The organism is Gilliamella sp. Imp1-1 (assembly GCF_001690415.1).
GTDB lineage: Bacteria > Pseudomonadota > Gammaproteobacteria > Enterobacterales > Orbaceae > Gilliamella > Gilliamella bombi.
On record NZ_LZHK01000019.1, the window covers coordinates 1 to 12326 of the forward strand.

A 12326-nucleotide genomic window follows, 5' to 3' on the forward strand; every position below is an offset into this window, starting at 1 on the left:
CAGTTTGTTCCGGATTGATAGATGGGTATTGATATGAGATAATGGTAGAAGATATCAATACTAATTGAAAGAGACAGGATATGTCTGGCGGTAATAGCGCGGTGGTCCCACCTGACCCCATGCCGAACTCAGAAGTGAAACGCCGTAGTGCCGATGGTAGTGTGGGTATTACCCATGTGAGAGTAGGGTGCCGCCAGACTTTTAAATATAGAGAGCCCAGCAGTCATGCTGGGCTTTTTGCTTTTACATTATCATCTTATAATATGTAAAAAATCACTTAGTTGCTTTTGCTTTATTTGTAGTAACTTAACCTTAACCTATCTTATATTTTTATCTATAATTGATATATATTTAGGTTTCTTTCTTAAATTATTTAGTAAGTTTTTATCATCATCTTTCCACCAATATTCTTTATATATAGCTGGTTTTTTAAATTCATAAATCCTAATTAAACCTAACAAACCTGATGGTGAATCGGCTATAAAATCCCAACCATTCTTTTCAGCACAGTACATTTTTAACTTTTCGTCATACCAAATTTGGTATCCTTTTTTATCTAATATATTGAGTTCAGTGTTTGATATATTCAGATAATGCCGGCATAAAATTAATCCTATTTCATAATTTTAATAGTTTACAGCGAGCTGAAGTGTGATTATCTCATTTTTAATACAAAACTAACGTAGAAAATCATGCTAGTTGTTTTTGTGTTTTGTATTCAATAGGCGTTATACTATTTAATGTCTCATGATTTTTTCAGTATTATAAATGGTAAGTCATTTTCAGTCATTCTATTTGCTTGCTCCAGGTTGTTAAAAACCCGACATATTTTTAGATAAAAAGCACTTTAATTATTTAAAATTTTATACTCAAACACATACTTTCCTGAAAGTTTTTAACATTATTTTAAGATTTAAAGGTAGGTACAAAAATAAGTATGTAGAAATAGTATTCTCCATTTTATAATTATTTTGTTAGATCAAATACCTTCAGAATATTTTTATAAAAAATAAACATAGCCTCTATTTTTTAGACTTATAACGTTGAATAGAGCTTGAGAGGTTTTGTTCTTCTATCCATGCTAATTTTTCAGTATAATTTTTTTCAGCACCACGAGTTGTTGGGCGATAATATTTTGTATTAGCCATTTCTGGCGGGAAGTAATTTTCACCTGCTGCGAAAGCGTTGGGTTCATCGTGGGCGTAACGATACTCAGCGCCATAACCTAAGTTTTTCATTAAGCTTGTTGGAGCGTTGCGTAAATGCTCAGGAACATCGTAATCAGGTTTTGATTTGGCATCAGTCATTGCTTGTTTAAATGCAAGGTAAACTGCATTACTTTTTGGTGCACAAGCAAGATAGATTATTGCTTGTGCAATTGCACGTTCACCTTCAGCAGGACCAACTCTTGTAAAGCAGTCCCATGCGGCAAGCGCGACTTGCATAGCTCTAGGATCGGCATTACCAACATCTTCCGAAGCAATGGCTAATAATCGACGTGCAACATAAAGCGGATCCCCCCCAGCAGAGATAATTCTGGCATACCAATAAAGAGCGGCATCAGGTGCGGAACCACGTATTGATTTATGTACCGCGGAAATTAAATCGTAAAAACGATCGCCTTGATTATCGAATCTCGCACTACGTTCTCCCATAACTTCTTTGAGTAAATCAGGTGTAAGTTCATGCCCATCTGACATGTCAATTAATAGTTCAAGAGTATTGAGTGCTCGCCTCGCATCGCCACCAACGAATTCTGCAATTTGTTTTTTTATTTCTTCAGGTAGATTGATGTTTTTATTACCATAACCACGCTTAGGATCATCCATTGCCTGCTGTAAAATTTGCTCAATGTCATGGTTGGTTAATGATTTGAGTAAATAGACTCTTGCACGAGATAATAACGCAGAATTTAATTCAAATGATGGGTTTTCAGTTGTTGCTCCAATAAACGTAACAGTACCGTTTTCAACATAAGGCAAAAACGCATCTTGTTGACTTTTATTAAAACGATGAACTTCGTCAACAAATAATATAGTGCGGATCCCTGCTTGCTGATTAATTTTAGCACGTTCAATTGCTTCACGAATATCTTTTATGCCAGATGTAACGGCAGAAACTCGTTCAACTTTAGCATTAGCATGATGAGCAATAATTTCAGCTAAAGTTGTTTTGCCAGTGCCAGGCGGCCCCCAAAGGATCATTGAGTGTAAATTTCCAGCTTCAATTGCTTTTGGTAGCGGTTTATCTTTCCCCAATAGATGAGATTGACCTATATATTCAGCTAGATTACGTGGGCGCATTCTAGCTGCTAATGGTTTAAATTCATCAGTAGTAAATTCAAAAGACATACTCGGCATGGCAGGTATTTATCCGCATTTGTAAAATAAAACCTATTATATACTTGTTATTTTGTAAGTGAAAAAAGAAAAGAAAATATCTTCCCCCAGTGGAATAAAAACGGTAATATTTCGATCATATATAGTAATCAAAATATATTTAACATATTTTTATAGAATAAATACATAAGGATTGATTATGAAAAAGTTTTTACTTTTAATCGGAGCATTAGTTAGTTTATCAGCATGGGCTGGCGATAAAGAAGTATTACAACAACGTTTAGATAAAATTGACGGGTTTTATGCAAGGTTTTCGCAAGATGTGAAAACGGCCGATAATCAACAAGTACAAGAAGGTAAAGGCGATCTATGGGTTAGTAGACCTTACTATTTTAATTGGACGATGAATGAACCTGATGAAACATCGATTATTTCTGATGGAAAGAATATGTGGGTATATACACCAGCAGTTCAACAAGTTAGTGTAATGGACTTGAAAAAAGCGATTGATAACCGATTAATGTTACTAATTACTGACAGTCAGAACCCAATTTGGAATGTTTATAATGTCACTCGTAAACAAGATTCGTTTACCCTAAAACCAACAGATGGGTCTAATCAAGACTTTATTATTTCGGTATTACCTACAGGTATGATTTCTAACTTTACTATTATAGAAGAAGATGGCCAACGTAGTTTTTATGACTTGTCTCGACAAACACTAGGTAAAGTCGCATTAGATAAATTTAAATTTACTCCGCCAGCAGGTGTAACTGTTGATGATCAACGTTAGTATATTGTAGATTTATAATGTACTAAAAAAGATAGCGCTAGCAAATCTAATTGAAACAGAAATTGAATCGATATCTACTGCTAGCGTTATGTTTTACGGAGTGAATCAAAACATTACCGATTTGCGTTTTTCATAATACGTGCTTTATCAACTTGCCATTGGCGTTCTTTAATATCGGTACGTTTATCGTATTCTTTTTTACCTTTGGCAACACCAATTTTTACTTTTGCCCATGCATTTTTCCAATATAACGAAAGGGCAACAACCGTATAGCCTTGGCGGTTAATCTGACCAAATAATGAGTTGAGTTCACGCTCATTTAGCAGTAACTTACGATTGCGCATAGGTTCACAAATAACATGTGTTGAAGCAACATTTAATGGCGTAATAGTTGCACCAAATAACCATGCTTCACCATCTTTAAGTAAAACATAGCTATCGCTAATATTTACTTTACCTGCACGGAGTGATTTTACCTCCCAACCTTGCAGGGATAATCCCGCCTCAATTTCCTCTTCAATAAAGTACTCATGGCGTGCGCGTTTATTTAATGCAATAGTTGCCGATCCCGGCTTGTGTGATTTTTTCTTAGTCATAATGTGCGTTATTATAGAGTTACGTGATATTATATGCTACTAATTTTAACTTTTTATTTTATTATTATGGCGCATGTTTTTCACGAAGTTATCGAGCCTTACTCAATTGAACAAATGTTTGCTTTAGTTAATGATATAGAGAAATATCCAGAATTTATTCCTGATTGTATCGCATCTGGTATTATTAGAAAACAAGATAATATTATGGCTGCATTTATTGAGGTTGAAAAGTTCGGTTTTAAAAAATCTTTTACTACATTAAATAGAGCCAATGAACCTAACTCAATTGATATGACTCTTTTAGAAGGCCCGTTTAAACAATTATCGGGTCGTTGGCAATTTGTTAAAATTACTGAAAACCAAAGCAAAATTAGTTTTAATTTAGATTTTGAGTTCAAAAATAAATTATTAGATATGACTTTTACCCCTGTATTTAAAGAAATCATGACTAGTATGGTTAATGCGTTTTCAAAAAGAGCAAGGCAGATTTATTAAAATGATCAATATTCAAGTTGTTTATGCGTTACCGAATAATTCGACAGTAATTAACTGTAATGTTGATGAGCAAACGAATGTCTTGCAAGCAATTACAAAATCCAATATCTTATCGTTATGTCAGATTAAACTAGATGCGCATTTAATCGGCATCTATGGAAAACGTTGTGATCTTAATGAATTGGTTAAAAATGGCGATCGTATTGAAATATATCGCCCTTTAATCAATGATCCTAAAGAAATAAGACGAAGAAAAGCTGCACAAAAAAATTATGGCTAAAGGTAAAGGATATTAAATGCATAATCTGTTAATTGAAAAGATTGAAACTTTATGCAAAAAACGTGGTATTAAACTGACAACGCAGCGTCGAACAGTTTTAGATATTATGTTAACGGCAAATAAAGCAATGAGTGCCTATGATCTTTTAGATCTACTCAAACTAAGCGAACCTCAAGCTAAACCTCCCACAATTTATCGTGCACTTGAATTCTTACTTGAACAAGGTTTTATCCATAAAGTGGAATCTTCTAATAGCTATATTATTTGTCCACATTTTCAAGATCCTGAACATATTTCAATTTTATTCATTTGCGATAAATGTCAACAAATCATCGAAAAACATTCACAAGATATCGAACATCAATTTAAACAGTTAGCACAACAAAGTGATTTTTTAATCAAACATAGTGTGCTAGAAATACACGGATTTTGCCAGCAGTGTCAACCTTAATTATTGTTCTTTGGTTAATTAATATTGCCTGTGATACTGTTGGGCAAATTGCATTTAAGTATGCCGCAATTACTTCAAAAAATAAGCAGGGTTTACATTATTGGCAAAAATTATTTAGCAACTTTTGGCTTTGGTTGGGGTTTGGCACATATTTTATCGGTTTTATTTTTTGGCTAGCATTTTTAAGTAAAGTGCCTTTGTCGCAAGGTATTTTACTAGGTTCATTTAATATCATTACTGTTATGTTAGCTGGCCGTATCTTATTTCAAGAGCACCTTACTTTATTTCGTATCATTGGTATATTTTTTATTACTACAGGCGTAGTTTTAGTGGGGCTTACGTAATGAAAAAATTTTATATTATTGGATTCATTTTACTATTATTTTTTGACACATTTGGTCAAACAAGCTTTAAATTAACAGCAATATCAGCTATGCCATTTGAAGTGAGTATTGATTGGTTAATCCGTATTTTTACTTATGGTTGGGCTTATTTAGTAATGCTTGGCTATACAGGGGCATTTGTCACTTGGATGGTATTATTAAAAAAAGCCCCAGTGGGTCCAGCTTTTGCCGCTTCTCATTTACAGGTGGTTACAGTAATGTTGGTATCGGTTATTGTTTTTGATGAGCAAATTACATTGACACGCATGCTTGGTGGGTTATCTATCATTATAGGTATTGTTTTTTTAGCTCTAGCAGAGCAAAAATTACAGCATAAATCCTAAAGTTGCCTATTTTATACTGAAACATAGTGTTTCCTGAAACTTTTTAACAAAGAATTAATACTTCCAATTTACTAATTTAGCAATTAGCCAGTTTGAGTTTATCTTATTTAGTAGAAATAATATGCCCTAATGAGCATATTGATTTTTAACCTTACAACTATTAATTTAAAATATTATTACCTGTAATGGATTATTTTAATAAAAATTCTTTTGAGATTATTTAAATACGGTCACGCTCAAGGATAACAATGTGAGCTTCTCGATCCCAGAATAAGAACAAGCGGCGTATCTCTCTTTCCATCGTTACTACACGCCAGCCTGCTTCAGCATTTTTATTTAATAACTCGGCAAACCTAGCTGGATTAACATTAGCTGATCCAAAAAGAAATGAAGAAAAAGCGTTTTCTTGATAAATAACTACCTTATATTCTTTCATAAAAGATTAAAACTCCAATAATTTATTTAAATTGACATTGAAAATTTTTAATATTATATACTGTTAAGACTTAAGTATCTAGCGTATAACAATTTTGTTTGATCTAAAAAATAGATATGTTCAATTTATATTAAAATTGTTAACCATTTTAAATATAACCCTATTTTGCTCGACGTTAGCCTGACTAAGCACGAGGATATTACGACCTGATACAGGTTATTAGACTCTTTATCTACTTTGCTTATTTGGTCAAGCTAAAGGTACAATTGCTTGGTGTGAAATGGTAAATTATAGGAAAAACTAATAAGTTAAACAAATACACATAATATCTTACCGATTACTCATCATCGGAATGATGTAGTTGACCTTTATAAGAGTTATGAATTTGGTTTTTTATTCATGAAAGGTATAATATCTTTAATACTTATTGATAAACTCTTTATATAAAGAATATTACAGTTATAATTTGTAAAAAAGTTTCAGGAGAGTAGGTGTTTTAGTATAAAACACTATTATTAATTATTGATGAATAAAGAATCGTACTTTCAACGTTTTAGTGGTATAGCTAGGCTTTATGGAGAGTCGGCTTTGCAATGTTTTTCGCAAGCGCATATTTGTATAATTGGTATCGGCGGTGTAGGTTCTTGGGTTGTTGAATCGCTAGCGCGTAGCGGTATTGGTCAAATTACCCTAATTGATATGGATGATGTTTGTGTAACAAATACAAATCGCCAAATTCATGCGTTAAAATCCAATATTGGCAAAGCTAAAACCTCTGTTATGGCTGAACGTATTTTACAAATTAACCCTGAATGCATTGTAAATGAAATTGATGATTTTATTAATTCAGATAATGTTGGTGAATATTTAGGAACAAAGCAATCACCACGGTATAACTATATTATCGATGCAATTGATAGTGTTCATGATAAAGCAGCGATTCTTGCATATTGTAAGCGACAAAAATTGAAAGTTATTACCATTGGTGGAGCTGGTGGGCAAAAAGATCCAACCCAAATTAAAATTTCAGATTTAGCCAAGACAATTCAAGATCCATTGGTAGCGAAGTTACGAGAGAAACTAAAGCATAATTATAAATTAAATAAAGATAGTAAAGGTAAATACGGCATTCCTTGTGTATTTTCGACTGAGCAATTAACGTATCCTTCTAAAAATGGACAAGTATGCTTAACAAAAAGTGAAGCAGATGGACCTAAAAAAATGGATTGTGAGTCAGGGTTTGGCGCAATTACAACAGTTACAGCCACCTTTGGTTTTGTGGCGGTTAGTTATGTGCTAAATAAATTGTGTAACACATAATTTTTAAAACTAGTCCTTTTTCTTCCATAATAAATTCCATTAATAATAACCACTTTTGAGTGAAAGTGGTTGTCTTTTATATCTATTTCTTTTTTAGTGATTAAATACATAAAAAATTAGTTACTTTTCGTGACATGCTTTTTTTTATTCAATATATTATTGTATAAAGTAAAAATCTGATTTACGATAACGTCAATTTCGTTTTGTCATTATGCTTAAGCATTAAATAGTTTCAAGGAAGACGCCAAACGATCCCGATTTATTTTTTAATTTCAAGGAGAAATCTATGGCAGTAACTAACATGAATGAGTTAAATGAGTTAATGGCTCGAGTCAAAAAGGCGCAGGAGACTTATTCAACTTATACTCAAGAACAAGTCGACAAAATCTTTGTAGCAGCTGCAACAGCCGCCGCTGCGGCACGTATTCCACTTGCGCAACAAGCTGTTGCAGAGTCAGGAATGGGAATTGTCGAAGATAAGGTCATAAAAAACCTTTTTGCCGCTGAGTATATTTTAAATAAATATCGTCACGATAAGACTTGTGGAGTCGTTGCTGAAAATGAACCATTCGGTACTATTACTATAGCAGAGCCACTTGGTATTATTTGTGGAATTGTTCCTACAACTAACCCAACTTCTACTGCGATTTTTAAATCGTTAATTAGCTTAAAAACTCGCAATGCAATTGTCTTCTCTCCACATCCTCGAGCTAAAAAATCAACTATTGAAGCTGCTCGAATTGTATTAGATGCCGCAATTAAAGCTGGTGCACCAAAAGATATTATTGGTTGGATTGACGAGCCATCTATCGAATTATCAAATGCATTAATGCACCACGATGATGTGTCTGCTATTTTAGCAACCGGTGGACCAGGCATGGTAAAAGCGGCTTATAGTTCAGGTAAACCTGCGTTAGGTGTTGGTGCAGGTAATACACCAGTTGTTATAGATGAAACAGCTGATTTGAAACGTGCTGTTGCCTCAGTACTTATGTCTAAGACATTTGATAACGGGATGATCTGTGCATCAGAACAAGCAATTGTTGTTGTTGATTCTGTCTATGATGAAGTACGTCGCTTATTAACTCAATATGGTGCATATGTCTTAAATGCTAAAGAAACTAAAGCAGTACAAGGTATTATTTTAAACGACAAAGGCGCCTTAAATGCCAATATTGTTGGTCAGCCAGCAACTAAAATTGCTGAAATGGCTGGTCTTAAAGTTCCAGCTGGTTCGAAAGTACTTGTTGGCGAAGTAAGTAAAGTTGATTTATCTGAACCGTTTGCACACGAAAAACTTTCTCCAACGCTTGCTATGTTCAAGGCTAAAGATTTCTCTGAAGCTGTTGATAAAGCAGAAAAATTGGTTGAAATGGGAGGAATGGGGCACACTTCAGTCCTTTATACTGATCAAGATAGCAATCGTGAACGTATTGCTTATTTTGGTAGTAAAATGAAAACTTGCCGTATTTTAATAAACCAACCAGCGGCTCATGGTGGTATTGGTGATTTATATAATTTTGATTTAGCGCCATCTTTAACATTAGGATGTGGCTCTTGGGGTGGTAACTCGGTATCTGAAAATGTTGGACCGAAGCACTTAATCAATAAGAAAACAATCGCTAAGAGAGCAGAAAATATGTTATGGCACAAACTACCAAGTTCTATCTATTTTAAACGTGGCTCACTACCAGTAGCTTTAAGTGAAGTAGTTGAGCAAGGTGCAAAGCGTGTATTTTTGGTAACAGATAAATTCCTATTTAATAACGGTTACTCAAAACAAATCACTGATCAATTAGAAGCACAAGGTGTTATTTGTGAAACTTTCTTTGATGTTGAAGCAGATCCAACATTAAGTGTCGTGCGTAAAGGTACTGATTCAATGCAAGCATTCCAACCAGATACAATTATTGCGTTAGGTGGTGGTTCACCAATGGATGCTGCAAAAATCATGTGGGTTTTATATGAGCACCCTGAAACTAAATTCGAAGAGCTAGCATTACGTTTTATGGATATTCGTAAACGTGCTTGCCACTTCCCAAATATGGGGCAAAAAGCAAAATTAATTTGTGTAACAACCACATCAGGTACAGGCTCTGAAGTAACTCCATTTGCCGTTGTTACTGATGATGCAACAGGTCAAAAATATCCATTAGCGGATTATGCTATTACGCCTAATATGGCAATAGTTGATGCGAACTTAGTGATGAATATGCCTCGTTCACTTTGTGCAGCTGGAGGCTATGATGCCGTAACGCATGCTTTAGAAGCTTACGTATCAGTTATGGCAAGTGAGTTTTCTGATGGGCAAGCGCTACAAGCGCTAAGCATACTTAAAGCTTATTTACCAGCAAGTTATAGAGAAGGGGCTAAAAATCCTATTGCTCGAGAAAAAGTGCATAGTGCTGCAACGTTAGCTGGTGTTGCTTTTGCTCAAGCATTCCTTGGTGTTTGTCACTCAATAGCTCATAAAATTGGTGCAGCGTTCCATATTCCTCATGGTGTTGCTAATGCGATGTTAATTAGTAATGTTGTCCGTTTTAATGCAACCGACAAACCAACTAAACAAGGTACATTTAGTCAATATGGTTATCCTAAAGCAGTTAGCCGTTATGCCGAAATTGCTGATCATTTAGGTCTAACCGCAGCTACGGATAATGATGAGAAGAAAGTCGAGAAGCTAATTGGTTGGTTAGATCAACTTAGAAAAGATCTTGATATTCCATTTTCTATTAAAGAATTTGGTGTGGATGAAAAAACTTTCTTGGATCAAGTCGATCAGCTTGCAGTAGATGCATTTGATGACCAATGTACTGGTGCAAACCCTCGTTATCCTCTAATTGCAGAGCTAAAACAGATCCTTCTTGATACTTATTATGGTCGTGCATATCAAGACAAAGGTGATATTAGCGAAGATGTAGCGGTACAAACAGCGGCTAAAGGTGCAGGGACAACCAAAAAAATGTAGTTAAAAAGAAATAACATAAGTTTATTTTGAGCTAAATAAAACCCGAAATAATTATACATTTCGGGTTTTTTCATATTTTTGATTTATTTTTAAGCAAACAAAATAAAATTTGTTTTTTTTGCTTGCAAGGTTAAATGTTCTAGTTCATAATGCGCAGCACTTAGGCCGGCTTAGCTCAGTAGGTAGAGCAACTGACTTGTAATCAGTAGGTCGCCAGTTCGATTCCGGCAGCCGGCACCATTTTCCTAAGTAGACAAATTTATAAAGATTCGGGGTGGGGTTCCCGAGCGGCCAAAGGGAGCAGACTGTAAATCTGCCGTGTCACACTTCGAAGGTTCGAATCCTTCCCCCACCACCATTATCTAATATTAGCAATAGCTAATTGAAGCATTTAGGTAGCCGAGTTTGAACATGCGGGCATCGTATAATGGCTATTACCTCAGCCTTCCAAGCTGATGATGCGGGTTCGATTCCCGCTGCCCGCTCCAATTGCTGATATAGCTCAGTTGGTAGAGCGCACCCTTGGTAAGGGTGAGGTCGGCAGTTCAAATCTGCCTATCAGCACCATTCTTGTTAATCTCCTAAACTTCTAAAAATATCAAATTTGCCTGCTTTATAGCTTGTCACTCGGTAACTTTATCTGTTATCATTCAGAGCTAATTTTAAGTTAGTATTATGTTGATATTAAATATGATACTTGGTTAATGTGGTGATTCACCACCGATTTGTATTACATTTGAGGGACGATAAATGTCTAAAGAAAAATTTGAACGTACAAAACCCCACGTTAACGTTGGTACAATCGGCCACGTTGACCACGGTAAAACAACTTTAACTGCTGCAATTACAGCTGTACTTGCTAAAAAATACGGCGGTCAAGCTCGTGCATTCGATCAAATCGATAACGCACCAGAAGAAAAAGCACGTGGTATTACCATCAACACTTCACACGTTGAATACGATACACCAACTCGTCACTACGCACACGTAGACTGCCCAGGCCATGCTGACTATGTTAAAAACATGATCACTGGTGCGGCACAAATGGACGGTGCTATCTTAGTAGTAGCAGCAACAGATGGTCCTATGCCACAAACTCGTGAACACATCCTTTTAGGTCGTCAAGTAGGTGTTCCTTACATCATCGTATTCTTAAATAAATGTGATATGGTTGATGACGAAGAATTATTAGAATTAGTTGAAATGGAAGTACGTGAACTTCTATCTCAATATGATTTCCCAGGTGATGATACACCAGTCATTCGTGGTTCTGCGCTTAAAGCGTTAGAAGGCGATGCAGCATGGGAAGACAAAATTGTTGAATTAGCAGAAGCATTAGATAGCTATATTCCAGAGCCAGAGCGTGATATCGACAAACCATTCCTATTACCAATTGAAGACGTATTCTCAATTTCAGGACGTGGTACAGTAGTAACTGGTCGTGTTGAACGCGGTGTAATTAAAGTTGGTGAAGAAGTTGAAATTGTTGGTATCAAGCCAACCACTAAAACAACTTGTACTGGTGTTGAAATGTTCCGTAAATTACTTGACGAAGGTCGTGCAGGTGAAAACGTTGGTGTATTACTACGTGGTACAAAACGTGAAGAAATCGAACGTGGTCAAGTACTTGCAAAACCAGGTTCAATCACTCCACATACTGATTTTGAATCAGAAGTGTATATTTTAAGCAAAGATGAAGGTGGTCGTCACACTCCATTCTTCAAAGGTTACCGTCCACAGTTCTACTTCCGTACAACTGACGTAACTGGTACTATCGAATTACCAGAAGGTGTAGAAATGGTAATGCCTGGAGATAACATCAAAATGACAGTATCATTAATTCACCCAATCGCAATGGCAGACGGCTTACGTTTTGCGATTCGTGAAGGTGGTCGTACTGTTGGTGCGGGTGTTGTTGCTA

At 35.4% G+C, this 12326-nt stretch carries 13 protein-coding genes, 4 tRNA genes and 1 rRNA gene; 14 read left to right on the forward strand and 4 right to left on the reverse strand.

Annotation, left to right across the window (positions count from 1 at the left end; all coding sequences use genetic code 11):
* The first annotated feature begins 83 nt into the window (after positions 1 to 83).
* Positions 84 to 199: ribosomal RNA gene (gene rrf / locus A9G38_RS02095) — 5S ribosomal RNA — on the forward strand.
* A gap of 118 nt (positions 200 to 317) precedes the next feature.
* Here rrf and A9G38_RS02100 read toward each other — a convergent pair.
* Positions 318 to 515, reverse strand: coding sequence for a hypothetical protein (locus A9G38_RS02100; RefSeq protein WP_202961575.1), 198 nt, complete (start codon positions 513 to 515; stop codon positions 318 to 320).
* Positions 516 to 1022: 507 nt separating this feature from the next.
* Positions 1023 to 2360 (reverse strand): replication-associated recombination protein A, encoded by a 1338-nt coding sequence (locus tag A9G38_RS02105; protein WP_034913662.1) that lies wholly within the window; start codon positions 2358 to 2360, stop codon positions 1023 to 1025.
* A 178-nt stretch (positions 2361 to 2538) separates the two neighbouring features.
* On the opposite strand from A9G38_RS02105, the gene lolA reads away from it, so the two are divergent.
* A complete protein-coding gene (gene lolA, locus A9G38_RS02110) occupies positions 2539 to 3132 on the forward strand; it encodes an outer membrane lipoprotein chaperone LolA (protein WP_034913659.1) in 594 nt (197 codons plus the stop codon).
* Positions 3133 to 3245: 113 nt separating this feature from the next.
* On the opposite strand, the gene smpB is transcribed toward lolA, so the two are convergent.
* Positions 3246 to 3728, reverse strand: a complete 483-nt coding sequence (smpB, locus tag A9G38_RS02115) for an SsrA-binding protein SmpB (protein WP_034913656.1) — start codon at positions 3726 to 3728, stop codon at positions 3246 to 3248.
* Between the two features lie 33 nt (positions 3729 to 3761).
* Here smpB and A9G38_RS02120 point away from each other — a divergent pair, with 33 nt between their 5' ends.
* The 5 genes from A9G38_RS02120 to A9G38_RS02140 are packed head-to-tail and all read left to right on the forward strand — an operon-like array spanning position 3762 to position 5681.
* Entirely contained in the window at positions 3762 to 4223 is a 462-nt protein-coding gene (locus A9G38_RS02120; protein ID WP_051634262.1) for a type II toxin-antitoxin system RatA family toxin, read from the forward strand.
* 1 nt (position 4224) lies between these two features.
* Complete coding sequence (locus A9G38_RS02125; protein ID WP_034913651.1) at positions 4225 to 4503, forward strand: RnfH family protein; 279 nt, start codon at positions 4225 to 4227, stop codon at positions 4501 to 4503.
* Positions 4504 to 4519: 16 nt separating this feature from the next.
* Positions 4520 to 4954: a zinc uptake transcriptional repressor Zur gene (gene zur / locus A9G38_RS02130; RefSeq protein ID WP_051634260.1), complete on the forward strand. Its 435-nt coding sequence runs from the start codon at positions 4520 to 4522 to the stop codon at positions 4952 to 4954.
* Positions 4942 to 5298 (forward strand): EamA family transporter, encoded by a 357-nt coding sequence (locus tag A9G38_RS02135; RefSeq protein ID WP_034913647.1) that lies wholly within the window; start codon positions 4942 to 4944, stop codon positions 5296 to 5298. Before zur ends, A9G38_RS02135 begins: the two co-directional genes overlap by 13 nt.
* The gene (locus tag A9G38_RS02140) at positions 5298 to 5681 is read left to right on the forward strand and encodes a DMT family transporter (protein WP_034913644.1); all 384 of its coding nucleotides are present in this window, start codon (positions 5298 to 5300) and stop codon (positions 5679 to 5681) included. Before A9G38_RS02135 ends, A9G38_RS02140 begins: the two co-directional genes overlap by 1 nt.
* Positions 5682 to 5901: 220 nt before the next feature.
* Here A9G38_RS02140 and A9G38_RS02145 read toward each other — a convergent pair whose 3' ends face one another.
* Positions 5902 to 6117, reverse strand: coding sequence for a DUF4177 domain-containing protein (locus A9G38_RS02145; RefSeq protein ID WP_034913640.1), 216 nt, complete (start codon positions 6115 to 6117; stop codon positions 5902 to 5904).
* 525 nt (positions 6118 to 6642) lie between these two features.
* On the opposite strand from A9G38_RS02145, the gene tcdA reads away from it, so the two are divergent.
* From tcdA to tuf, 7 genes are all read left to right on the forward strand, one after another.
* Positions 6643 to 7437 (forward strand): tRNA cyclic N6-threonylcarbamoyladenosine(37) synthase TcdA, encoded by a 795-nt coding sequence (tcdA, locus tag A9G38_RS02150; RefSeq protein ID WP_034913637.1) that lies wholly within the window; start codon positions 6643 to 6645, stop codon positions 7435 to 7437.
* A 286-nt stretch (positions 7438 to 7723) separates the two neighbouring features.
* Positions 7724 to 10405, forward strand: coding sequence for a bifunctional acetaldehyde-CoA/alcohol dehydrogenase (gene adhE / locus A9G38_RS02155; RefSeq protein ID WP_034913635.1), 2682 nt, complete (start codon positions 7724 to 7726; stop codon positions 10403 to 10405).
* Between the two features lie 164 nt (positions 10406 to 10569).
* Positions 10570 to 10645: transfer RNA gene (locus tag A9G38_RS02160), tRNA-Thr, on the forward strand.
* A gap of 33 nt (positions 10646 to 10678) precedes the next feature.
* A tRNA-Tyr gene (locus A9G38_RS02165) sits at positions 10679 to 10763 on the forward strand.
* 55 nt (positions 10764 to 10818) lie between these two features.
* Positions 10819 to 10893 (forward strand) — tRNA-Gly (locus A9G38_RS02170).
* A 3-nt stretch (positions 10894 to 10896) separates the two neighbouring features.
* Positions 10897 to 10972 (forward strand) — tRNA-Thr (locus A9G38_RS02175).
* Positions 10973 to 11155: 183 nt separating this feature from the next.
* A partial coding sequence (tuf, locus tag A9G38_RS02180; protein WP_065574927.1) for an elongation factor Tu occupies positions 11156 to 12326 on the forward strand: 1171 nt, incomplete at its 3' end.